Here is a 23,661-nt window from a genome sequence, read left to right as displayed (position 1 = left end):
ATGACAGTAAATTCCGATAGACGAGAGATTCTCCACAATATCCAAGGAGCACGAGCAATTGCGGCGCTTGCCGTTGTCGCATATCACCTTGGTGCGCTACCTTTTGGGCAATGTGGTGTGGATGTTTTTTTTGTAATTAGTGGATTTATCATGTCCTACGTCGCACCAAGTGAAGGATCGCGTTTCTTCGCAAGGCGGCTGTTGAGGGTGCTTCCGCTTTACTGGATATCGACGATTGGCATATACATCATCGCCATACTCAAGCCGCATTGGTTGAATAGCACGACTGCGGGCCTTGGATATCTTGCAAAATCGTTGCTCTTCATTCCCTATACGAAGCAGGACGGCCACTGGGGGCCGCTTAACCTCAACGGCTGGACGCTTGAGTACGAGATGTTCTTCTATTTGGTAATCAGTTGGGCATTGTGCGTATTCCGGCCGCGTTGGGCGACCACTGCTGCGGCGTTGGGACTGGTGGCGTACTGCGTGACGGTTGCGTTGGCTGAACCGTCGAATCTGGTCATACGTTACCTGGGCCAGCCTTTCCTGCTCGAATTTTGCCTCGGAGTGCTCGCGTATTTTATTGTGCAATCCAGGATCGTTACTTGTATTCCGCGTAACGTTTGGCTCGCGATTGCGGCGCTTTCTCTTCTGGCCATGCCAATGTTCTTCTACTCATATGGGGCACCAGATAAATTTGTGCGCACTCTCGCCTATGGCGTGCCATCGTTCTTATTCATCACGTCGCTGATTGCTGTCGAGCAGGCGGGTTGGGCGACTCGCGGTCGTCTAGTGGCCCGACTCGGCGCGGCGAGCTATGCAATCTACCTGCTTCATCCTTACGTTGTCGGTGTTTTCAAGAAGTCATTGTCGAGTCACGCTGATTTGCATTCGTGGAGCGGCATCGTTGGTGTATTCGCAGTGATGATTCTCGTGTGCGCTGTCGGAGATATTTGTCATCGATTTGTTGAGCGTCCGCTATTGAAGATATTGAACCGCATCCACTTTGCCGGTCGCGGCCAACGGGTGGCGGCCGAATGAGCGGGCGACTCGGGATGGCGAGAGTCCTGAAAGCCTTGCTCACCTTGTGCTGTATGTTTCCTCTTGCTGTTCAGTCACAGTTGTTTCGCGATTGGATTCATGGCAACGGAGAACATCCGCGTATTGGGGTGCAGGTCAAAATTGAACGTTTCACCTCAGAGGACGCGAGGCGCATCAAGTTGGCCGGGTTTGCCTTTGTGCGCTTGGGGGTTTGGTCCAACGCTATGCAAAATGTCGCATATCGAGAGCGAGTAGCGAGAGCGTTCGAAGCCGCGCATGCAGCAGGTCTTCCCGTCATCGTGACGACGAGATCGACAGTTCCGCTTGTGCAGTTTGCTGCGGATCACGATACACAAGTCCGCCAACTTCATATGGCCGGAGTAGAGTTGGCGCAGGTCGTGAAAAAGCTGGTCGGCGCGTACGGGAATGATGTTCTGGCAGTAGAACTGTGGAACGAGCCGGAATGGCAGAAGTACTGGCCAACTGGCGATGTCGACTCTACATTTCCGGTTTACATGAGCGCGCTTTGCAAAGAACTCGCACCTATTCGCTCTTCGATCAACCTGATCGGTTTCGGTTTTGCAACGGCGCCACTCGCGGGCTCAACTTCCGATCGTTTGCTGAGGAGTGTCGAGGCCGCCGTACCTCATTGCCTGGACGCGGTCTCGTGGCACGTCTACGGTAAGAGCGTGTCGGAGATACGGCAAGCGTCGGAATATGTCCGCGCACAATACGGTCTGCCGACCGTTATTACGGAATGGGGGGCGTCAGCGGGCACGCCTGGCGGCGGATCGGGCCAGGCTTCGGCCTTCCGCTTATTTATGGCGAAACGCAGCGCATTTGGGGCACCGCTCATTTCGATTTACGAATGGCAAGACACGGCTACCGCGCAGAACGAGAAGGAGCGTCAATTTGGATTGGTTGACGCACGGGGGGAACAAAAGCCCGCTTTGGAGGTTGTAAGGCGCATATTTGGCGCTACTAAGTGACGCGCGCTTATCGCTTTCGCTTATTAAGTATGGTGGTCAGGGTGCAGGTGAGCGCGAACACGATCATCAAACCGACGAGTAGTTCGCCCACCATCAGGGCGAGGCCATTCGCTGCACGACGCTTTATGTGCCTGATTAGTCCGTTCACGGTGTATACCATTCGTAATGGACGGGGCCTATTCCACGGCTGACAAGTGTGCCTGGCGCTGGGCCGCTCAGCGTCGCCAGAGACGGCGCTCGATTCCAGAATCGCGAAATCAAGACGGCCGACTGCCGTGTTTCTCGCGCAATCCCTCAAATCCCCGGCACCATCTCCGGCGGATGCTGCTTCAACTGCTTCCTGGCCTCGCGGAATTCCGGAAAGATCGACTCCACGGTCTGCCAGAACCGCGGGCTGTGATTCATCTCCCGCAGATGGGCAAGCTCATGCGCGACCACATAATCCACAATCGAAAGTGGAAAATGGATCAGCCGCCAGTTCAACCGAATCCGTCCTTCGCTTGAACAGCTTCCCCACCGCGTCATAGCCGAAGAAAGCGCATACGACCGAAACGTCACCCCAAGCCGCGCAGCATAAACCTTCAGCCGTTCGCCGAAGATCCGCGTCGCTTCACCCTGCAACCATCCGGTAACCCGATCCTTGATCTGCTGCGCGTCCGCATGCGGTGGCAGCGGCAACGAAAGCACCCGCGTCGCCTCATCAAAAACCAGCGAGCCCGCCCCCAGCGTCACCCGCATCGGCTTGCCGAGATAAGGCAGTTCCGCGCCATCGCGCCATTCCACCTTCGGCAGCGCACGTTGCTCGACTCGCGTTTGCCACTCGATCAGCTTGGAAAAAATCCACCTTTGCTTCTCGGCGATAGCGTTCTCGATATCCGCAATCGTTACCCAGCGTGGCGCTGTAATCGTGAGCCCAGTCGAATCGATCGCGAACCCAATCGACTTGCGCGACGACCGCTTAAGCCGATACTGCAGCGTCCGCGCGCCGAGTTCGAGCGTACGCAGCCGCGAGCCGTCAGGCGCAAGCGGCGACCTGCCGGTTTTTCCCGGCGATAGCGGAGCAACAGGAGACCCAGCAGGGGGCACGACAGGCGCGGAACCCGGCGAACCGGAAGAAACCGACAAAGGAGCGGGAGTGGCGCTAGCCGGCTCAGCAAAGAGCGGCAAATCGAGTTGCTGATGATCGAGCGCCGCGGCATGGCGCGGCGTGGGGGACTTCTGCATCGTCAGGCCTGGAGCGGGGTGGGCGTGTGCGGCCCGCGCGGCGGATGAATGACCAGTCCGGCGACCAGACCGGCGGCAAAACCCGCCGTTAAAGCCAGCTCATCGAGCCCGGCAGTCGTCAGATTTTCGCGGTATTGGCCGACGTGCCATCCGTTTTGCGGTACGCGTCCGGATCGATACGGCGCATTTCGGTCTCGATCCAGTTTTCCACGCGCGTATTCACTTCGTCGGGCGTAAGCCCCTTGGTATCGATGGGCTTGCCAATCGACACCGTGACTATACCCGCATATTTCATAAACGAGTTACGGGGCCAGACGTGGCCCGCATTGTGGGCGATCGGCACCACGGGCGCGCCCGTTTCGATGGCGAAGCGCGGACCGCCGGTCTTGTACTTGCCCGTCTTGCCCACCGGAATGCGCGTGCCTTCCGGGAACATGATCACCCATGCGCCTTCGGCCATGCGCAGCTTGCCCTGGCGGATCACCGAAGCGAACGCGTTCTTGCCTTCCTTGCGGTTGATGTGAACCATCTTCAGCATGCCCAGCGCCCAGCCGAAGAACGGCACGAACATCAGTTCGCGCTTGAAGACGTAGCACAGCGGGCGCGGCATCAGCGCGGGAAACGCCAGCGTTTCCCATGCCGACTGGTGCTTGGACAGCAGTACGGCCGGGCCGTTGGGCAGGTTCTCCATGCCCTCGATGCGGTACTTGATGCCCACCAGCCAGCGCGACACGAACAGTGTCGAGCGGCACCAGCCCACCGCCATCCAGTAGCGCCGCGTGGCGTTCAAGAACGGGAACGCGATGAAGCACGCCGTGGCGTACGGCATCGTGTAGACGATCAGGTAAATGAACAGCAGCAGGGAGCGGATGAAGCGCATTGGGTAGACCGGTGGACCGTTCGGGAAAGCAGGGCAGCGAAAGCGCGCTACAGCGCGCTTCAGGCCGGTTCGTTGGAGAGGAAGTCCAGCGCGAAGGCGCGCAGGTCGTCGTGGATCTGCGTGCCTTCGGGCAGGCCGCCCGCGGCGAGCGTTTTCTGGCCCTTGCCGGTCAGTACCAGATGCGTGCGGAAGCCGAGCGCGGCGCCCGCTTCCAGATCGCGCAGCGAATCGCCCACCACGGGCGTGTCGGCGGGCTCGATCTCGAAGCGGTCGGCGATCATCTTCAGCATGCCGGGCTTGGGCTTGCGGCAGTCGCAGTGATCCTGCGAGGTGTGCGGGCAGAAAAACACCGCGTCGATGCGCGCGCCCACGGCCGCAGCCTGGCGGTGCATCTTCGCGTGCATCTCATTGAGCGCCGTCGTATCGAACAGGCCACGGCCGATGCCGGACTGGTTCGTCGCGATGGCGACGCGATAACCCGCCTGGTTCAGGCGGGCGATCGCTTCGAGGCTGCCCGGCAGCGCGACCCATTCGTCCGGCGACTTGATGAAGGCGTCGGAATCGACGTTGATCACGCCGTCGCGGTCGAGGATCACGATTTTGCGGCTGGAGCTGGTCGGCATGGTGTCGCGTCAGTGTTGGAGTGTCACGACGGCCGTTACGCCGCGAGTCGCGAAATGTCGGCCACGCTGTTCATCTGGCGATGCAGTGCCTTGAGCAGCGCGAGGCGGTTGGCCCGCAGCGCCGGATCTTCGGCATTGACCATCACGTCGTTGAAGAACGTGTCGACGGTTTCGCGCAGTGCCGCGAGCGCCGTCAGCGCGCCCGTGTACTCGCGCGCCGCCAGTTGCGATTCCACGCGCGGGGCGACCTGTTCGAGCTGTGCGTAGAGCGCCTTTTCGGCGTTTTCCACGAGCAGCGCGATCTGCACGCCGGCGTCTTCCGTACCCTCGGACTTCTTGAGGATGTTCGAAATACGCTTGTTGGCCGCAGCGAGCGCCGCCGCTTCGTTGAGCGCCGCGAATTCGCGCACGGCGTCCAGACGCGCGATCACGTCGTCGAAGCGCGTGGGGTTCAGCGCCAGCACGGCGTCCACTTCCTGCGCTGCGTAGCCGCGTTCGCGCAGCTGGCCGCGCAGACGGTCCATACAGAATTCGTAGATCGCCTGCGTCGATTCGGCCACGGCCGCGTTGCCTGCGAATTGCGCGTAGGTCGTGCGCAGCAGTTCGACGAGGTCGAGCGGCAACTGCTTTTCGACGAGGATACGCAGCACGCCCAGCGAATGGCGGCGCAGCGCGAACGGGTCTTTCTCGCCGGTGGGCGCAAGGCCGATGCCCCAGATGCCGACCAGCGTTTCGAGCTTGTCCGCGAGCGCGACGATGGTGCCCGTGGGCGTGCCCGGCAGTTCGTCGCCGGAGAAGCGCGGCTGATAGTGCTCGGAGCAGGCGATCGCCACTTCTTCCGCTTCGCCGTCGTGGCGCGCGTAGTAGGTGCCCATCGTGCCTTGCAGCTCGGGGAATTCGCCGACCATGTCGGTCAACAGATCGGCCTTCGCCAGACGGGCGCCGCGCTTCGCGAGCGTGACGTCCGCGCCGCACATGGCGGCGATCGCGCCGGCCAGCGCTTCGAGGCGTTCCACGCGTTGCAGCGTCGAGCCGAGCTTGTTGTGATAGACGACGTTCGCGAGCAGCGGCACGCGGTCGGCCAGCGTCTTCTTCTTGTCCTGCTCGAAGAAGAACTTGGCGTCGGCCAGACGCGGGCGCACGACGCGCTCGTTGCCTTCGACGATCTCGACCGGCGTCGCCGTTTCGATGTTCGAGACGATCAGGAAGCGCGAGCGCAGGCGGCCTTGATCGTCGGTCAGCGCGAAGTACTTCTGGTTCGTCTGCATCGTGAGGATCAGGCATTCCTGCGGCACTTGCAGGAATTCGTCCTCGAACTTGCAGGCGTAGACGACCGGCCATTCGACCAGCGAATTCACTTCGTCGAGCAGCGATTCGGGCATCACGACCTTGTCGTCGCCCGCCTGTTCGGTCAGCTGTGCCTGGATGGCGTCGCGGCGTTCGCTATAGCTCGCGATCACGCGGCCCTTGTGCTGCAGCGTGTGCGCGTAGTCATCGGCGTGCTGGATGGCGATCAGGCCTTCCGAGAGGAAGCGATGGCCGCGCGTGGTGTCGCCGGCATCGACGCCGAATGCGCTCACCGGCACGATCTGTTCGCCGTGCAGCACCGTCAGGCGATGCACCGGGCGCACGAACTGCACGTCGCTGCCGTCCGGGCGCTGGTACTTCATGACCTTGGGGATAGGCAGCTTGGCGAGCGCTTCGTCGAGCACGGCCTGCAGTCCGTCGGCGAGCGTCGCGCCCGGCGCCGAGTAGCGCAGGAAGAACGCTTCGTTCTTGCCGTCCACGGCGCGTTCGAGATCGGCCACCGGAAAGTCGGGGAAGCCGAGCGCCGCGAGCTTCTTCGCGAGCGGGGCGGTGGGCTGGCCGTTGGCGTCGAGCGCGACCGAAACCGGCAGCACTTTTTCGCGCACCTGCTTTTCAGGCGCGACGTTGCGCACGTTCTTGATCGTCACCGCCAGGCGGCGCGGCGTGGCGAAGCGTTCGAACGACAGATCGCCTTCGATCAGGTCGCGCGCGGCGAGGCGCTGCGCAATGCCTTCGGCGAAAGCGTCGCCCAGGCGCGCGAGGGCCTTCGGCGGCAGTTCCTCGGTCAGCAGTTCGACGAGGAGAGTGGCTTGATGAGCTTGGGTCATTGTTGTCGGAGATCCGGTCATTCCTCGCCGAACTTGCGTTCGACCTTCAGCGGCGGCGCCCAGGCGGGCATCGCGGCGTCCTGTTCGTCGGTGGTCAGGCCCGGCACGCCATGCACCGGGTTGCCGAGCATCGGGAAGCCGAGCTTCTCGCGCGATTCGTAGTACGACTGCGCCACGCTGCGCGAGAGGGTACGGATGCGGCCGATGTAGGCTGCGCGCTCCGTCACGGAGATCGCGCCGCGTGCGTCGAGCAGGTTGAAGGTGTGGCCGGCCTTGAGCACGAGTTCGTAGGCGGGCAGCGCGAGCTGTTGCTCCATCATGCGCTTCGCTTCGCTTTCGTACGCGTTGAAGAACGTGAACAGCAGGTCGACGTTCGCGTGCTCGAAGTTGTAGGTCGATTGCTCGACTTCGTTCTGGTGGTAGACGTCGCCGTAAGTCAGGCGGCGGATCTCGGGGCCGTTCGGGCCTTGCTCTTCCCACTCGGTCCAGACGAGGTCATAGACGTTCTCGACCTTCTGCAGATACATCGCGAGACGTTCGAGACCGTAGGTGATTTCGCCGAGCACCGGCTTGCAGTCGATGCCGCCCACTTGCTGGAAGTAGGTGAACTGCGTCACTTCCATGCCGTTGAGCCACACTTCCCAGCCGAGACCCCACGCGCCGAGCGTCGGGTTTTCCCAGTCGTCTTCCACGAAGCGCACGTCGTTCTGCTTCAGGTCGAAGCCGAGCGCTTCGAGCGAGCCGAGGTACAGATCGAGGATGTTTTCCGGCGCCGGCTTGAGCACGACCTGGTACTGGTAGTAGTGCTGGAGGCGGTTCGGGTTTTCGCCGTAGCGGCCGTCTTTCGGGCGGCGCGACGGCTGGACGTAGGCGGCGCGCCACGGCTCCGGGCCGATTGCGCGCAGGAAGGTGTGGACGTGCGAAGTGCCCGCGCCGACTTCCATGTCGATCGGCTGGAGCAGCGCGCAGCCCTGCTTGTCCCAGTAGGACTGGAGCGTCAGGATGATTTGCTGAAACGTGAGCATGTGTGCCTGCAGTGTCTGCGGTGTCTTTGGGGCGGGAGACGCGGGTTGCGGCGGCAGGCGCGGCCCGCGCGGCGACCGGTGCGTGGCGGCCAGGTGCTAAAACGCTGAATTTTACCGGATTGGCGCGGCCTTGAGACCGCGGCGGGTTGGGCGCGTCGCGTCAGGCGCTTTGTGGCGGACTTGGTGACGTCTTTCTGGCGACGATGCCGCGCACGATCAGCCGCTGCGCGCCATCGTCGAAACGTCTTGATGTATCAGGCTTTCTTGCGCCCGATGCGGCCCGGACCGAACGCAAAACCCACCGCGAGCAGCAGCAGGGAAATGGCGATTACCGTGTTGTTGCCGCTCGTCACGTAGGGCGTAAAGCCTTGCGTACCGGCGATCTGCACGTCGAGCGAGCCCGCCGTGAACGTGGGCAGGCGCGCGATCACGTTGCCGTGCGCGTCGATGGCGGCGGTGGCGCCCGTGTTGGTCGCGCGCAGCATCGGCCGGCCGGTTTCGAGCGAGCGCATGCGCGCGATCTGCAGATGCTGGTCGAGCGCGATGGTGTCGCCGAACCAGGCCAGATTGGTCGAATTCACCAGAATGCCCGGCGAAACCGGGTTCTCGCGCACCGTGCGGGCGATTTCCTCGCCGAAGATGTCCTCGTAGCAGATATCGACGGCCACCGGCTGGTTGTGCACGAGGAACGGCGGCTGCACCGGCGCGCCGCGCGCGAAATCGCCGAGCGGAATGTTCATCAGGTTCACGAACCAGCGGAAGCCCCAGGGCACGAACTCGCCGAAGGGCACGAGATGGTGCTTGTCGTAGCGATACAGGCCGTTTTGCCCCGGCGTCACGCCAAACAGGCTGTTGGTGTAATCGACGACGCGGCCTTCCGGCGTGATCGTGCCGCCCACCGCGCCGAACAGGATGGCGGTGTGCGTGGTGTCGGCGAAATCGCGGATATCGCGGCCGAACTTCTCCGGGATCTGCTGCACCAGCACCGGCACGGCGGTTTCCGGCGTGACGACGAGATCGGCGGGCTTTTCGGTGATGAGCTTCTGGAACTCGTTGAGCGCGTCCTGCGTGCCGGACTCGGAGAATTTCATGTCCTGCTTCACGTTGCCTTGCAGCAGGCGCACGTTGAGCGTGGCGTTTTCCGGGTGGGTCCAGTTCACGCGCGGCAGCAGCAGGCCCGCGCCGATCGTGCCCAGCGCGATGATGGCCGCGGTGATCGCTCCACCGCGCGCAAGCCGCACGCTGATGATGGTCTGCACGAGCAGCGCCGCGACCAGCGCCAGCACCCAGCCCACGCCATACACGCCGACGATCGGCGCGAAGCCGGCGAGCGGCCCGTCCACCTGCGCGTAGCCGCTCGAGAGCCACGGAAAGCCGGTGAAGATATAGCCGCGCGCCCATTCGCCGAGCGCCCACGCGCTGGCGAACGCGAAAGCGCCGTGCCAGGTGGGCGCGAAGGGCCGCGCATCGGCGCCCAGGCGGCTATTGCGCGCGTGACCGGCGCAGAACGACCAGACCAGCGCGGCCAGCGCCGGGTAGATGCCGAGATAAAGCGAGAAGAGCCCGAGCGCCGCGCCCGCGAGCGGCGCGGGCATGCCGCCATAGAAGTGCATGCTCACATACAGCCACCAGACGCCCGTGACGAAATTGCCGAAGCCGAACGCCCAGCCCGTGAAGAGCGCGCTTTTCCAGCCCGTGGTGCGCGTGAGCCAGAAATAAAATCCCGCGAAAATGGCGATTTCGAGCCAGCCGCCATGCGGCGTGGGCGCGAACGCGAGCGTGTTGAGCGCGCCCAGCGCGAGCGCGGCGAGGTAATGCCACGCCGGCACGCTGCGGCTGGCGGGGAGTGCGGCGCGCGCGCCATCGCGCGTGCGGGAATCGATCGGTTCGGCCATGGAGCGCGGATTGCGGAGTGATTCGTGAGTGCGAGGTCAGTGCTTCGTCGCCGCGAGCCATGCACGCAGCGAGCGCAACGATAGCATTTTCGCGCGACAGGAATTCGTGGCGACGGGCTGCGTCGGGTGAATCGTCGTGGGGATCGATCGCTGGAATAAAAAACGCCGGCGCGAAAGCCGGCGTTTCTTCAGGTCGAGCATGTCAAGCTCGAAAGCCTCAGGTGCCCGGCGGCGCCAGCACGGCCTCGCGCTGACCGGCCAACGGATCGCGGCGCACCAGCAGCATATGCACCTGGCGGGCATCGGCGCGCAGCACTTCGAAGATCAGATCGTCGATACGCACTTTCTCGCCGCGATGCGGCACGTGCCCGAAATGATTCGTCACGAAGCCGCCGATCGTATCGACTTCCTCATCGGGATAATGGGTGCCGAACGCCTCGTTAAACTGTTCGAGCTCGGTGAGCGCGCGCACGCGGAAGCGCCCATCCGGCGAAGCGATGATATTGCCGCTTTCCTCGTCGAAGTCGTATTCGTCTTCGATATCGCCGACGATCTGCTCCAGCACGTCCTCGATCGTGATCAGGCCCGCCACGCCGCCGTATTCGTCCACGACGATGGCGATGTGATTGCGGTTCTGGCGGAAGTCGTGCAGCAGCACGTTCAGACGCTTCGATTCGGGGATGAAAACGGCGGGGCGCAGCATGCCGCGCACGTCGAATTCCTCTTCGGCGTAATAACGCAGCAGGTCTTTCGCGAGCAGCACGCCGATCACGTTGTCGCGATTGCCCTCGTAGACCGGATAGCGCGAGTGCGCCTTTTCCAGCACGAAGGGGATGAAATCGTCGGGATTCTCGGCGATGTTGATCGCATCCATCTGGGCGCGCGGCACCATGATGTCGCGCGCGCACAGCTCGGAGACCTGGAACACGCCTTCGATCATCGACAGCGAATCCGCGTCGATCAGATTGCGCGCGTGGGCGTCCTGGAGGATTTCGAGAAGCTCGCTACGCGAGTCGGGCTCGGGCGAGATGAAGTCGGTCAGCCGCTCGAGAAGGGAGCGCTTTTCCTGCGGTTTGTCGGTCTGTCGTCGACTGGGATAGGAGTCGTTCATGGTGGTGCGCCCTTGGCCTCTTCGTGGCCTGGCGCGCTGTTGCGGAAGGGAAAGGATACATCATGCGTGTGGCGCGGCCATGTATGTCACGTCACATGAGATCAATCCTATCGCAGATGGGTGCGGGTCGCGTCGCGGATCAAAATTGCGCGGTCTGGGGCGGGATCGCCTCGGGCGGGCGCTGGCGGACGGTCATTCAGCGCGATTCGCCCGCGCAGCGGGCCAGCAGCCGCTCCAGCGCGCGGTCCGGCATGCCGCTTTCGCGCAGCGCTTCCACGGTGCGGCGCACGTAGTCGAGCGTCGTGCCGTAGCGGCCGCTCGCGCAGCCGAATACGGTGCGCACGGTGTCTTCGGCGAGTTTGCCGGTGTAGGTGGAGGCCTCGCGGCGCATGACGAAGGCGAGCGCGGCGACGCGCCGGCCGTCGGCGAGCACGCAGGGCAGCCACGCGGGCCGGTACGAGCCCATCGGCATTTCGCGGCGCCAGAGCGCTTCCATATGCGGCATGACGCCTTCGGCGGCGAGGCGAAATGCCACGCCCGCGCACGAGCCGCCGCGATCGAGCGCGAGCACGAGGCCCGGCTGCTCGGGCGTGCCGCGGTTCACGCGCGACCACAGATACAGCCCGCGATGGTAGCCGTGCACGCGCGAGCGCACGCTTTCGACGGTCGGCAAGCCGGGGTTCCAGATCAGCGAGCCATAGCCGAACAGCCAGATATCGCTCTTGCCGTCCCATTGCTGGAGCGTGCAGTCGAGCGACACGCGCAGTTCGTCTTCGGTGAGCAGGCGCGATTCGCCCAGCGACGGCGGATAGCCGGGGCAGGGCGTGTCGCCCGTCGAAGCGGCGATCAACCGCGCATCCTTCTGCGTCTGCTTGTCGGAGTCGTTCACTTCACCAGAAACGTTCGCGCGCTTGTCGTTCATATCGGGCAGAGCAGAGGGAGGCTGGGTGGAGAGCCTTATTTATACGGATCGGGAAAGCCGAGCGAGGCGAGCACTTCGGTTTCGATGCCTTCCATCTCTTCCGCTTCGGCATCGTCTTCGTGGTCGTAACCCTGCGCGTGCAGCGTGCCGTGCACGAGCAGATGCGCGTAGTGCGCCGACAGCGGCTTGCCCTGCTCGGCGGCTTCCTTCGCCACCACCGGACAGCAGAGGATCAGATCGCCGGTGACGGGATCGTCCTCGCTTTCCGCGTAGGCGAAGGTGAGCACGTTGGTCGCGTAGTCCTTGCCGCGATAGGTGCGGTTGAGCGTGCGGCCTTCTTCGGCGTCGACGAAGCGCACGGTCAGTTCCGCGTCCGCGAACAGCGATGCCTTGATCCACGCAGCCACGGTTGCGCGGGGCAGCGCGGCCTTGTGCTCGGGGAACGCCTTCGCGGCGGGGAACTGCACGTTCAGTTTGAGTTTCGGTGCGCGTGCCATGGTGGTGGTGTCGTTGACGTTCGCCTTAGCGCGCGTCGCTGTTGCTCTCGTCCTTTTTCGCGTGCGCGTCGTAGGCTTCGACGATACGCGCGACCAGCGGGTGACGCACCACATCCGCGCTGGTGAAATGCGTGACGGCGATGCCGCGCACGTTATTCAGCACGTGTTGCGCCTCGATCAGGCCGCTCTTGTGGCCGCGCGGCAGGTCGATCTGCGTGGTGTCGCCGGTCACGACCGCCTTCGAACCGAAGCCGATACGCGTGAGGAACATCTTCATCTGCTCGGGCGTGGTGTTCTGCGCCTCGTCGAGAATGATGAACGCGTGATTGAGCGTGCGCCCGCGCATGTAGGCGAGCGGCGCGATTTCGATCATCTGGCGCTCGAACATCTTCGCCGTCTTGTCGAAACCGAGCAGGTCGTACAGCGCGTCATAAAGCGGACGCAGATACGGATCGACCTTCTGCGAGAGATCGCCGGGCAGGAAGCCCAGACGCTCGCCCGCTTCCACGGCCGGACGCGTGAGCACGATGCGCTTGACCTGATCGCGTTCGAGCGCGTCCACCGCGCAGGCCACCGCGAGATAGGTCTTGCCCGTGCCCGCCGGTCCGATGCCGAAGGTCACGTCGTGCGAAATGATCTGCTTGAGGTACTCGCGCTGCGCGGGCGTGCGGCCGCGCAGGTCGGCGCGACGCGTGTAGAGCTTCGGGCCCTGTTCCTCGATATCGATGTCGAGACCGGCCGGCTCGTCGAACGGATGATCGGGATCGCCGCGAAAACGCGGGTCGATGGCGTCGTCACCGTTGGTGCCGCCGTTACCGTTACCGCTTTTCAGGCCCATCGCCGCCGGATGACGCGCTTCGACCAGCGCAAGCTGGATATCGTCCATGGACAGCGGATCGCGTGCCTTGTTGTAGAAGTTTTCGAGCGCGGCGAGGGCGAGTTTCGCGCCACGGCCGCGGATCGAGATGCGATGACCGCGGCGCGCGAGCGTGACGTCGAGGGCTTGCTCGATCTGTCGCAGGTTCTCGTCGAGCGGACCGCAGAGGTTCGCGAGCCGCGCGTTGTCTTCGCGCGGCGCGGTGAATTCCAGATGCTGCTGATTCGGCTTCAAGGTGTCTCTGAACTCCCGTGTTCCGTGGATAGCGTGACAGTGCGCAGCTTAGTGCGAAACCGCCGCATTGCCCTCGTGCGCGAGCACGAGCTCGCCGCGCAGCGAGTGCGGGTAGGCGTGATTGATTTTCACGTCGATCATCTGGCCGATCAGACGTGCGTGCGAAGCGAGCGGCGCCGGGAAATTCACCACACGGTTGTTTTCCGTGCGGCCCGACAGTTCGCTCGGGTCCTTGCGCGACGGGCCTTCGACCAGAATGCGCTCGACTTTGCCGACCATCGACTGGCTGATGCGCTGCACGTTCTCTTCGATCGTGGCCTGCAGATGCTGCAGACGCTTGAGCTTGATCTCGCGCGGCGTTTCGTCTTCCAGATTCGCGGCGGGCGTACCCGGACGCGGGCTGTAGATGAACGAAAAGCTCGTGTCGTAGCTCATCTCTTCGACGAGCTTCATGGTCTTTTCGAAGTCTTCTTCCGTCTCGCCAGGGAAGCCGACGATGATGTCCGTCGACAGCGACAGGTCCGGGCGGATCGCGCGCAGCTTGCGGATCACCGACTTGTATTCGAGCACCGTGTAGCCGCGCTTCATCGCCATCAGCACGCGGTCCGAACCGTGCTGCACCGGCAGATGCAGATGGCTCACGAGCTTGGGCACCTTGGCGTAGGTGTCGATCAGACGCTGCGTGAATTCCTTCGGGTGCGAAGTCGTGTAGCGGATACGTTCGATGCCGGGGATTTCGGCGACGTATTCGATCAGCGTGGCGAAGTCGGCGACATCGGTCGCGCCTAGCGTGAGCGCGCCCAGATAGGCATTGACGTTCTGGCCGAGCAGCGTGACTTCACGCACGCCCTGGTCGGCGAGACCCGCGATTTCGGTCAGCACGTCGTCGAGCGGACGCGAGACTTCTTCGCCGCGCGTGTAGGGCACGACGCAGTAGCTGCAGTACTTCGAGCAGCCTTCCATGATCGAGACGAACGCGCTCGGGCCTTCCACGCGCGCGGGCGGCAGATGGTCGAACTTTTCGATTTCGGGGAAGCTGATGTCGACCTGCGCGCGGCCCGAGGCGCGGCGCGCGTCGATCATCTGCGGCAGGCGGTGCAGCGTCTGCGGACCGAACACCAGATCGACGTACGGCGCGCGCTGGACGATGGACGCGCCTTCCTGGCTCGCCACGCAGCCGCCCACGCCGATCAGCAGGTTCGGGTTCGCTTCCTTCAGCTCGCGCACGCGGCCGAGTTCGGAGAAGACTTTTTCCTGCGCCTTTTCGCGCACCGAGCAGGTGTTGAACAGAATCACGTCCGCATCCTCGGGCGTGTCGGTCTTCACGAGTCCTTCAGCGGCGCCGAGTACGTCGACCATCTTGTCGGAGTCGTACTCGTTCATCTGGCAGCCGTAGGTCTTTACATATACTTTCTTGGTCATCGGGGTTCGCCGTTCGCAGTGGTTCACCTGGGGGCGTCGTCCGGTTGATGCACGTCATGCACGTCGGGACTTCGGTGAAAAGTGGGGCTGAATCGAGTGGCCGGCCTGCGAGAGCCGTGGCGCACGGTGGGGCGGTTCGCTTGCGGGGTTTTACGGCGGCTTTTGAGGCCGCTTTCGCGTTTTTTTCCGCAGTTTGACGACGCGAACCGTCGTTCAGCTTAATCCGACATTATAGCCTTATGCCTCGACGGCTTTGCGTCGGCGCGAACGTGCGCCGGTCTTGCCGGCTGGCGTGTCGGCGCTGTCTTGCGCGCACGGCACGAGCGCGCTCAATTCGCCCGAAGTCTGCGCGAAGCGCTCGGTCAGAAACTCCAGCAGCACACGCACGCGCGGCGCCAGATAGCGGTTGCGATGGTACAGCGCGTGCACCGGCTGCTCGGGGTAGCGCCAGTCCGGCATGACGATTTGCAGACGCCCGGCGCGCAGGTCGTCGGCGACGTCCCAGATCGATTTCACCGATAACCCGTAACCGCACAGCGTCCACTGGCGCACGGCCTCGCCGTCCGAGCTTTCCAGCGCGTCGTGCAGCGGCACCACGTAGGTCTGGGTTTGGTCGCCGCGCGTGAAACGCCACTCGTTGACCGGCCCGGCCGGCGAACCGATCACGATGCAGTCGAAGCGGGCCAGATCGGCCGGTTCCTGCGGTTCGCCGTGCTGCGCGATGTATTTGGGCGCGGCGCACAGCACGCGCGGGTTCGGCGCGAGGCGTCGCGCGATCAGCGAACTGTCGGCGGGCGTGCCGAAGCGGATCGCCAGATCGATATCTTCCTGCACGAGATTCGAGATCGAATCGGTCAGCGTGAGCGCGAAGCGCACGTCGGGATAGCGCGTGCGGAATTCGTCGAGCCAGCTCATCAGCAGATTGCGGCCGAAGTCCGACGTCGCCGAAATACGCACCTTGCCGCGCACCGCGTTCTGGCCCTCCTGCAGCGCGGCCTTGGCGTCGTCGAGCGAGCGCAGCGCGTGTTCGCTACAGGTGAGATAGCTGCGGCCTTCGTCGGTGAGGCGCAGCTGGCGGGTGGTGCGATCGAACAGGCGCGCGTGCAGTTCGGCTTCGAGCCGCGCGAGGCGGGCGCTGGCCGCAGCGGGCGTGAGGCCGAGCTTGCGCCCGGCCGCCGACAGACTGCCGAGCCGCGCGGCCTCCACGAAAAGGCGCACGTCGCCGAGATTGTCCATACGCGATTATTAGATGGCGATTGAAAATGCTTCAAATGCTACGCCAATTATCAAAATCGCGTGGAGCACCGACAATGCGCGTGTTTTCAGGTTTTGCCCGCCACGCCGCACCAGGACCCGCCATGCAACTCGATCACGTCACCCTCGTCACGCCCGATCTGGAAGGCGCGCGCCGTTTCTTTTGCGACATCGCCGGACTGGAGAACGGGCCGCGTCCGCCGTTTTCGGTGGGCGGCTACTGGCTTTACGCGAACGGGCGTCCCGTCGTCCATCTGGTCGATTCGACGATGCCCGGCGCGCGGCCCGCGCGCGTGGCGCCGCGCTTCGATCACGTGGCGTTTCGCGTCGCGCCCGGCGGCGAATGGCAGGCGCTGCTCGCGCGCATCGAATCGCATGACGTGCCGTATCAACTCGCGGACGTGCCCTTGAGCGGCGAGCGGCAATTGTTCGTCGCGCTCGCGCCGGGCGTGGTCGTCGAGTTCGTGACGGCGGCGGGCTGAACCGCAGCACTCATCCCACACATTCAGGCCATCAGGAGATTGCGATGCCTATTCCCTTGCTTGCGCTGGCGATCAGCGCTTTTGCCATCGGCACCACCGAGTTCCTCATCATGGGCCTGCTGCCCGACGTCGCGCGCGATCTGGGCGTGACGATTCCCGCTGCTGGCCTGCTGGTGAGCGGCTACGCGCTGGGCGTGGCCGTGGGCGCGCCGGTGCTCGCCGTGCTCACCAGCCGCATGCCGCGCAAGCTCGCGCTGCAATTGCTGATGGGCGTGTTTATCGTCGGCAACGTGATGTGCGCGATGGCCGATAACTACGCGCTGCTGATGGTCGCGCGCGTCGTCGCTTCGTTCGCGCACGGTTCGTTCTTCGGCATCGGCGCGGTGGTGGCGGCCTCGCTCGTGCCGCAGGAAAAGCGCGCCAGCGCCATCGCGCTGATGTTCACGGGGCTCACGCTCGCGACGGTGCTGGGCGTGCCGTTCGGCACGGCGATCGGCCAGCAGTTCGGCTGGCGCGTGGCGTTCTGGATCGTGAGCGCACTCGGCGTGATTTCGCTGATCGGCGTGACGGCGCTGGTGCCGAACCGGCACGACAGCGGCCCGGTCAGCCTCGGTCAGGAAGTGCGCGTGCTGCGCGATCCGCAGGTGTGGATGGCGCTGGGCATGACGGTGCTGGGCTTTGGCGGCGTGTTCGTCGTGTTCACCTACATCGCGCCGATTCTCGAACAGGTGAGCGGTTTCACGCCGCGCGGCGTGACGCTGATGCTCGTGCTGTTCGGCGTCGGGCTGACGCTGGGCAACACGCTCGGCGGCAAGCTGGCGGATCGCGCGCTGATGCCTTCGCTGATGGGCATTCTCGTCGCGCTCGCCGTGGTCATGGCGATCTTCACCAGGACGAGCCACGCAGGTGTGCCCGCCGCGATCACGCTGTTCGTCTGGGGTATCGCCGCGTTCGCGACTGTGCCGCCGCTGCAGATGCGCGTGGTGGCGAAGGCCGCCGCCGCGCCGAACCTTGCCTCGACGCTCAACATCGGCGCTTTCAATATGGGCAATGCGCTGGGCGCGTGGCTCGGCGGGATGGCGATTGCACGCGGCGTGGCGCTCGATGCGCTGCCGTGGGTGGCGGCGGTGGTGGCCATCGCGGCGCTGGTGCTGACGTGGTTTGCAGCGCGGCACGACAAGCGCGCAGCGACACCCGGCGCGCCGCTGAAAACGGCCGCTCAAGTCGCGATTCGACAGGACGCCTGCTGAGCCTGGCGCATATCGTCAGGATGCAAAAGCATTCCCGAAATCGCGCTCTGCAATGCTGATATCAGTGTGAAGATAACTTCGTTGGGCGCGGCAGGACGCGATGCTAGTCTTGCCTCCATTCAAGCTCTAGCGCCAATATCGGCGCGCCTGGGAGGCAGCCATGCATTCACCGCTTGCGCTCGTGAGGGACGCACATCGCACTACTACGCATCGGTCGGCGGATTCGCTCGATGCGCCGCATGTATCGCCGCATAACTCGCCACATGAATCGCCGCACGATCAAGCCGATGAACACGCGGCGCTGTCTGCGTCGCTCTCCGCGGATGCGCTCGCGGCATCGCATACCGCACGCGGCGAAGGTCCGTTCGATGCGCTCGAATATCTGGTTGGCGTGAATCTCGCGCGACTGCGTGCCGAACGGCAGCTTTCGCTCGACGCCCTGGCGCGCGCTTCGGGCGTCTCGCGCGCCATGCTCGCGCAGGTCGAATCGGCGCGCAGCGTGCCGTCGATCAAGGTGCTCTGCAAGGTGGCGGCGGCGCTCAAGGTGTCGGTATCGGCATTCCTGCGCCGCCATGCGGTAAGCGGCTTCGAACATCTGCCCGCCGATCGCGCTGCGCGCCGCGTCAGCGCCGACGGCCGCTATTCGGCGCGCGCGCTTTATCCCGAAGACAGCCCGGCCACCGCCGAATTCCACGAACTGCGCATCGCGCCGCTGCACACGGAAGCGGGCTCGCGCCGCGCGCCGGGCACGACCGTCAATCTGGTGGTCAGCGAAGGCACGCTGGAAGTGAGCGTGCACGACCGCCGCCAGTTGCTCGCGACCGGCGACGCCATCGTGTTCGACGCCGATCAACCGCACAGCCTGCGCAATCCCGGCGATACCGAAGCGCGCGTGTTCCGCGTGACGCTCAACGCCGAAACGCCGCCGCGCTGGGACGTGCCGCACGGTGCGGGCGCGCTGGGCGGCGAAGCGCTGGCCGCGCATCAACCGGCATGAGCGTCGCGCCAGACCGGGCAGGCAGCGCTTTGCCGCACTGCACAAGACGCGCCGCGCGCTATTTGTCTACTGGTTTTTTACCGCGCTGCACGATTGCGCGGCCTGTTGTATCCTTTGCCCGCCGGTTTGATGAGGTCATCATCCGGTAATCAGTGCGTCTTCAGGGCGGGGTGAAATTCCCCACCGGCGGTATGCCGGCCCGGCCGAAAGGTCAGGTCAGCGAGCCCGCGAGCGCCCGCGTGTGGTTTTTTGCGGGGTCAGCAGATCTGGTGCGAAGCCAGAGCCGACGGTCATAGTCCGGATGGAAGAAGATGTGCAGATGGTCATGTTTGCCCATCCGCCGCGGCTTTCCGGCCTGCGTGCGTGTCTTTGTCGATTGGATTTTGCGGATGAATACCGCGAGCTGATTTTCAAGATGCGTCGTGTGCCGGACGACGTGCGACGGGGATTCCTGTCTGTTTGCAATGCCCTGAAACGTTTTTCGCCCAACTCTTGCGAGGAGCGTTTCACATGTCCTTTACCCGCAATGCTGTGTCCGCCGATGTGCCGTTCGACGCCATCGACGATCTTTCCCTGCTCGAAACCGAAGTGGTGCCGCCGCGCATCGCCGCCGCGCTGCAAGCCATGCGCGAAGGCCGCCCGGTCGTGCTGCAGGACGACCACGACCGCGAAGACGAAGCCGATCTCGTCTGCGCTGCCCAGAACCTGACCAACGAGACGATGGCGCTGTTCATCCGCGAATGCAGCGGGATCGTCTGCCTGTGTCTGTCCGACGAGAAAGTGCGCGCACTCGAACTGCCGCCGATGGTCTCGCACAACGAAAGCCGCAACCGCACCGCCTTCACGGTCTCGATCGAAGCGCGTGACGGCGTGAGCACGGGCGTGTCGGCTGCCGACCGCGTGACCACGATTCGCGCAGCCATCGCCGCCGATGCGAAGCCCGAGCATATCGTGCGCCCCGGCCACGTGTTCCCGCTGCGCGCGCAGCCGGGCGGCGTGCTGACGCGCCGCGGCCACACCGAAGGCACCGTCGATCTGGCGGCGCTCGCGGGCCTCGAGCCGGCCGGCGTGCTGTGCGAACTGATGAACCCGGACGGCACGATGGCGCGCGGCCAGCAGGTCGACGACTTCGCCAAGCTGCACAACCTGCCGATGCTCACGATCGCCGAACTGGTCGAGTTCCGCGAATCGCTGGCACTGGCGCGCGAGCGTAACGCCGAACTGGTTTGATCGGCGCGCATCGGCGCGCATCGACGCAAATAGAAACGGCGCGTGTGGCCTGCTGGCCCACGCGCCGTTTCTCATTTCTGGCTGGACGGCTGGCTATCGAGCCTTACGACTGCACGTCGCCGAACTCGCCGCGCACGCCCGCTTCCACGAGCGCGGGCAGTTCGTCCATGTGCTCCATGATGCGCGTGATGCCCATCTCGCGCAGCACATCGGCATAGCCCGACGGGATATGGCTCGCGCCCACGAAGGCAATCGTCTTCATGCCCGCCGCGCGCGCCGCGTTCAGCCCGGAAATGCTGTCCTCCACCACGAGGCAGCGCGAGGGCTCCACGCCGAGCGTCTTCGCCGCGAAGAGATAGACATCGGGATAAGGCTTGGGTCGCGCAACCTGCTCGGCGCTGAAAATGCGTTCGCCGAAGATCGTGTCGAGCCCGGCGCGTCGCACCGAAGCGTGCACGCGCGTCATGCGGCTGTTCGAAACCACGGCGGCGGGCAGCGTCACGCGACGCAGCGCATCGCGCACGCCGTTGATCGGGCTCACCGATTCGGCGATCGCGACTTCGCAGTTGTGGTCGATGGTGTCGAGAAAATTCTCGGGCATCGTGAGATTGAAGCGCGCGGCGACGTCGGCGAGAAAACGCGAGGTCTGCTGCCCGAACGCGCCCGCCACGGTGGAGCGGAAATCGACGCCGGGAAAGGTGCGGCTAAGGGTATCGAAGATGACGTGGTCGGCAATGACTTCGCTGTCGACGAGCACGCCGTCGCAGTCGCAGATGAGATGGTCGATCATGCGCAAGACGAAAAAAAAGCGGAGCAACTCACGGCCGGGCAAGGCGGCGAGCCCGCGTGGGCCGGCAAGGCGGGACGATGGAAAGCCTTCATGATACGTGCTTTTGCGGCACCCTGGCCGTGCGCGCTGGCTGTCGCCCGCGCCGCGCGATGCGACAATGCCGCATCAACCAGACAGCGGGGAATGCGATGCGAGGACTTGCGATGATCGGTGCGGCGGCGCTCGTAGCGGGCTGCGTGGCCGGATGCACGAGTGCGTCGGGGCTCGCGGGCGGCTGGCGCGCGCCGCCATTTGCCGATCTGCAGCAGATGTGCGGCGCCCAGCAGCACGACTACGGCGCGGATACCCCGGCTGTCTATGCGGCGGTGTACGACGCGTACGTCGCGAACCGTCACGGCAAGCTGGCGCAGGCGCAGTTCTGCGGCTTCCAGGCGGGCCTCGCGCAGCACTACGCGGCGAGCGGCGCCGGTGCAGCGGCGCGCAATGCCTGGATCGATTATCTGAATGCGCAGCGCGCGCAGGCGGTGACGTGGCGCGCATCGGCGGACCCGACTTTGCGCGGCGGGTGAGCACCGATGAAGTGCGGCCGCACATGACGATGCGCCACGCGCTGCGGCGCGGTCATCGGCGGAAGGCGGGCGGTTGCGGTGGCAAAAAAATGGTCACGCGGGCATGAAGCGCGCGGGTCCGCGTGACCATGCACTGCAGACGTAAGCATGAGCTGCCGTACGCCTGCATCGGGGATGGGCTCGACGTAACGTGCTGGCGGACGATCCCGGCATCCGCACAGGTCGAGACAATAGGGTGAAACTGGAGCGGTTGTGAGTGGCGGGCGTACAGCGCATCAACGTGCGCGCCCGTGGTTTAAGAAAACCGTTTAATCGCGCGTAATGCAGAGTCGCCGATTTCGGTCAGTCGCCATTGCTGGAGGCCGGAAGCCAGGCGTTCCAGCTGTACGAGCTGTCGTTCGAGGAGGGCGTCGAGTTCTTCGCGTTCCATGTCGATCTGGTTGGGCGCGTCCTTGACTAGCAGCAGGGTGGCGAATTCATGCGGACTCAGCATCTTTCTCTCCGTGTGGCCGCATCAGAGGTCACGTTGCGCGGCCGGGCTGGGCGGCGAGTGACAGAGGATGCGGTGGGCGTGCGCGAAAGCCTGCGACGGCGCGATGCGTGTGCTGGATCAGCGTTCGTTTGCTGTCATGCGTCATTGATCGGGGCGGCGATCGACGTACGTCGCAAATGAAGCCAAACGGCCATCCAGCCTGGATTGGCGCCGGGGAACTGCAGTGTAGGCAAACCTGCAGCGTTGTACAAACCACACCCCAAAAATATTCCGTTTGACAATCGATGCCCGCAGCGGCGGTCGAGGGTCGCGCGCAAATCCTTGAATTCACTTGAAGTTCGTGCGGCAGCGCAAGAATGCGCAATGGTTCGCAGCGCTGATTAGCCGCGCTGCGTCATGCGTTGCGGCATGCATCATGAACGCTCGCGAAGCCTGATGCGAGTTGCGTTGGACGGGGCGCGCAGACGTCGTCAAGGCGGCAATATGGAACCTTTCCTCGGTTATGCGCTTTAGCTTTTTTTCACCTTGTGTTCACCTTTCAGGCGCGCCGTTTGCTTCGTGATTTGCAGAGGATTGCAAACCGATGCGCGCTCGCTGCGAGAAGGTGTCGAGCGGGGCGCAAGGCAAAGCCAGGCTGCGTCTTGCCGACGCAAGGCGCGCCAATACGCTGCTTGCGGAAGTCTGTTGGCACGCTCACGCGCGCCTTACAAGTCAACTCTTCCTGGAACTGCGGGGATCGGGATCGGTCTGTGCTCTCAGACTGCAGCTTCGCGAAACAGCAGCTAAGATGAAGTAAAAAGGGCTGGTACCTTTCGCTACGCGGCCTGGGCGCAAGACCGGGTAGCGAGGTGCAGCAGGAGCCGATACCGCTTTGGGAGCAAGACGCAATGCGCAATGACAATGAGCCGGGTCATGTAATGCCCTGGCGCATCGAAGACATCGACCTCACGCGGATCGACCGGCAGCGTGCCGCAGCGAACGAAGACTTGCTGCTGCTGTTGTGCGCGTCATCGTTTATCGAAAGCGGCTCGGATCTTTACACGAGCAACCTGAGCGTGTTCTTTAACGGCGATCCGGAAGTGTCCGACTGGCTCAACAACGAGTGGGAACACGAGGAGATGCAGCACGGCCGCGCGCTGAAGACTTACATCAACTACGTCTGGCCGGAATTCGACTGGGATACCGCGTTCAAGAACTTCTTTGAGGAATACTCAAAGACCTGCTCGTTCGAAGAATTCGAGAAGACGCGCGCGCTGGAGATGGTCGCGCGCTGCGTGGTGGAGACGGGCACGGCCACGCTTTATCGCGCCATCGGCGAATGCTCGAACGAGCCGGTGCTCAAGGAAATCACCGACAACATCCGCAGCGACGAAGTGCGTCACTACAAGCACTTTTTCAAGTACTTCAAGAAGTACAACCAGGTCGAGGGGCAAGGGCGCCTTGCCGTGCTCGGCGCGCTGATGCGCCGCGTGATGGAGATCAAGAACGAGGACTCAGAGATTGCGCTGCGTCACGTGTTTGCGATTCGCTATCCGGAGCGCGTGAAGGACGCCGCCTATAACCGCGAACTCACCGCGCGCGTGAACAAGCTGGTGCGCCACAATCTTTCCGCCGATATGTGCGTGAAGATGCTGCTCAAGCCGCTCAATCTGCCCGCGCGCATTCAGCCGAGCGTGCATTACCCGCTCACGAAGATCACGCAGCACGTGTTTTTCCGCTGA

22 protein-coding genes and 1 riboswitch are annotated in these 23,661 nt (G+C 63.9%); of the genes, 8 read left to right on the top strand and 14 right to left on the bottom strand.

Going from position 1 to position 23,661, the window contains the following annotated elements:
• Both G3N59_RS14740 and G3N59_RS14735 read left to right on the top strand, forming a co-directional pair.
• Entirely contained in the window at window positions 1-1,041 is a 1,041-nt protein-coding gene (locus G3N59_RS14740; protein WP_205983360.1) for an acyltransferase, read from the top strand.
• 14 nt (window positions 1,042-1,055) lie between these two features.
• A complete protein-coding gene (locus G3N59_RS14735; RefSeq protein WP_205983359.1) occupies window positions 1,056-2,030 on the top strand; it encodes a beta-xylosidase in 975 nt (324 codons plus the stop codon).
• A gap of 294 nt (window positions 2,031-2,324) precedes the next feature.
• On the opposite strand, the gene G3N59_RS14730 is transcribed toward G3N59_RS14735, so the two are convergent.
• The 12 genes from G3N59_RS14730 to G3N59_RS14675 form a co-directional block, all read right to left on the bottom strand.
• The gene (locus G3N59_RS14730) at window positions 2,325-3,254 is read right to left on the bottom strand and encodes a SprT family zinc-dependent metalloprotease (protein WP_205983358.1); all 930 of its coding nucleotides are present in this window, start codon (window positions 3,252-3,254) and stop codon (window positions 2,325-2,327) included.
• Between the two features lie 118 nt (window positions 3,255-3,372).
• A complete protein-coding gene (locus tag G3N59_RS14725; protein WP_205983357.1) occupies window positions 3,373-4,134 on the bottom strand; it encodes a lysophospholipid acyltransferase family protein in 762 nt (253 codons plus the stop codon).
• A gap of 59 nt (window positions 4,135-4,193) precedes the next feature.
• The gene (gmhB, locus tag G3N59_RS14720) at window positions 4,194-4,757 is read right to left on the bottom strand and encodes a D-glycero-beta-D-manno-heptose 1,7-bisphosphate 7-phosphatase (RefSeq protein ID WP_205983356.1); all 564 of its coding nucleotides are present in this window, start codon (window positions 4,755-4,757) and stop codon (window positions 4,194-4,196) included.
• A gap of 35 nt (window positions 4,758-4,792) precedes the next feature.
• The gene (glyS, locus tag G3N59_RS14715) at window positions 4,793-6,892 is read right to left on the bottom strand and encodes a glycine--tRNA ligase subunit beta (RefSeq protein WP_205983355.1); all 2,100 of its coding nucleotides are present in this window, start codon (window positions 6,890-6,892) and stop codon (window positions 4,793-4,795) included.
• 17 nt (window positions 6,893-6,909) lie between these two features.
• Window positions 6,910-7,917 carry a glycine--tRNA ligase subunit alpha gene (gene glyQ, locus G3N59_RS14710; protein WP_167064970.1) on the bottom strand — a complete coding sequence of 336 codons (1,008 nt, stop codon included), beginning with the start codon at window positions 7,915-7,917 and terminating at the stop codon, window positions 6,910-6,912.
• Window positions 7,918-8,171: 254 nt separating this feature from the next.
• Complete coding sequence (lnt, locus tag G3N59_RS14705; RefSeq protein ID WP_205983354.1) at window positions 8,172-9,812, bottom strand: apolipoprotein N-acyltransferase; 1,641 nt, start codon at window positions 9,810-9,812, stop codon at window positions 8,172-8,174.
• Between the two features lie 217 nt (window positions 9,813-10,029).
• A complete protein-coding gene (locus G3N59_RS14700; protein ID WP_205983353.1) occupies window positions 10,030-10,923 on the bottom strand; it encodes an HlyC/CorC family transporter in 894 nt (297 codons plus the stop codon).
• Between the two features lie 196 nt (window positions 10,924-11,119).
• The gene (locus G3N59_RS14695; RefSeq protein ID WP_241023459.1) at window positions 11,120-11,773 is read right to left on the bottom strand and encodes a gamma-glutamylcyclotransferase; all 654 of its coding nucleotides are present in this window, start codon (window positions 11,771-11,773) and stop codon (window positions 11,120-11,122) included.
• A 107-nt stretch (window positions 11,774-11,880) separates the two neighbouring features.
• On the bottom strand, window positions 11,881-12,342 hold the full coding sequence (gene ybeY / locus G3N59_RS14690; protein ID WP_205983351.1) for an rRNA maturation RNase YbeY: 462 nt from the start codon (window positions 12,340-12,342) through the stop codon (window positions 11,881-11,883).
• Window positions 12,343-12,367: 25 nt separating this feature from the next.
• Window positions 12,368-13,453, bottom strand: coding sequence for a PhoH family protein (locus G3N59_RS14685; RefSeq protein WP_205983350.1), 1,086 nt, complete (start codon window positions 13,451-13,453; stop codon window positions 12,368-12,370).
• Window positions 13,454-13,501: 48 nt separating this feature from the next.
• Entirely contained in the window at window positions 13,502-14,875 is a 1,374-nt protein-coding gene (miaB, locus tag G3N59_RS14680) for a tRNA (N6-isopentenyl adenosine(37)-C2)-methylthiotransferase MiaB (protein ID WP_205983349.1), read from the bottom strand.
• A 237-nt stretch (window positions 14,876-15,112) separates the two neighbouring features.
• Window positions 15,113-16,111, bottom strand: coding sequence for a LysR family transcriptional regulator (locus G3N59_RS14675; RefSeq protein ID WP_205983348.1), 999 nt, complete (start codon window positions 16,109-16,111; stop codon window positions 15,113-15,115).
• Window positions 16,112-16,233: 122 nt separating this feature from the next.
• On the opposite strand from G3N59_RS14675, the gene G3N59_RS14670 reads away from it, so the two are divergent.
• The 4 genes from G3N59_RS14670 (at window position 16,234) to ribB (ending at window position 20,088) form a co-directional block, all read left to right on the top strand.
• Window positions 16,234-16,611, top strand: a complete 378-nt coding sequence (locus G3N59_RS14670; RefSeq protein WP_205983347.1) for a VOC family protein — start codon at window positions 16,234-16,236, stop codon at window positions 16,609-16,611.
• Window positions 16,612-16,655: 44 nt separating this feature from the next.
• A complete protein-coding gene (locus G3N59_RS14665; RefSeq protein WP_205983346.1) occupies window positions 16,656-17,861 on the top strand; it encodes an MFS transporter in 1,206 nt (401 codons plus the stop codon).
• Window positions 17,862-18,021: 160 nt separating this feature from the next.
• Entirely contained in the window at window positions 18,022-18,858 is an 837-nt protein-coding gene (locus G3N59_RS14660; protein WP_241023448.1) for an XRE family transcriptional regulator, read from the top strand.
• Between the two features lie 152 nt (window positions 18,859-19,010).
• Window positions 19,011-19,175, top strand: a riboswitch (FMN riboswitch).
• A 193-nt stretch (window positions 19,176-19,368) separates the two neighbouring features.
• Window positions 19,369-20,088: a 3,4-dihydroxy-2-butanone-4-phosphate synthase gene (gene ribB / locus G3N59_RS14655; RefSeq protein ID WP_205983345.1), complete on the top strand. Its 720-nt coding sequence runs from the start codon at window positions 19,369-19,371 to the stop codon at window positions 20,086-20,088.
• 103 nt (window positions 20,089-20,191) lie between these two features.
• On the opposite strand, the gene G3N59_RS14650 is transcribed toward ribB, so the two are convergent.
• The gene (locus tag G3N59_RS14650; RefSeq protein ID WP_205983344.1) at window positions 20,192-20,878 is read right to left on the bottom strand and encodes an HAD family hydrolase; all 687 of its coding nucleotides are present in this window, start codon (window positions 20,876-20,878) and stop codon (window positions 20,192-20,194) included.
• 188 nt (window positions 20,879-21,066) lie between these two features.
• Between G3N59_RS14650 and G3N59_RS14645 the strand changes: the two genes are divergently transcribed.
• Complete coding sequence (locus tag G3N59_RS14645) at window positions 21,067-21,447, top strand: hypothetical protein (RefSeq protein WP_205983343.1); 381 nt, start codon at window positions 21,067-21,069, stop codon at window positions 21,445-21,447.
• 295 nt (window positions 21,448-21,742) lie between these two features.
• On the opposite strand, the gene G3N59_RS14640 is transcribed toward G3N59_RS14645, so the two are convergent.
• Window positions 21,743-21,940 (bottom strand): hypothetical protein, encoded by a 198-nt coding sequence (locus G3N59_RS14640; protein WP_028217863.1) that lies wholly within the window; start codon window positions 21,938-21,940, stop codon window positions 21,743-21,745.
• A gap of 887 nt (window positions 21,941-22,827) precedes the next feature.
• Between G3N59_RS14640 and G3N59_RS14635 the strand changes: the two genes are divergently transcribed.
• Complete coding sequence (locus G3N59_RS14635; protein ID WP_205983342.1) at window positions 22,828-23,661, top strand: ferritin-like domain-containing protein; 834 nt, start codon at window positions 22,828-22,830, stop codon at window positions 23,659-23,661.

The sequence above is a fragment of the Paraburkholderia sp. Ac-20340 genome, assembly GCF_017104965.1.
In the GTDB taxonomy this organism is placed as follows: Bacteria; Pseudomonadota; Gammaproteobacteria; order Burkholderiales; family Burkholderiaceae; genus Paraburkholderia.
Note: the sequence above shows the minus strand (reverse complement) of the source record. Positions and strands in the feature narration are given on the sequence as shown.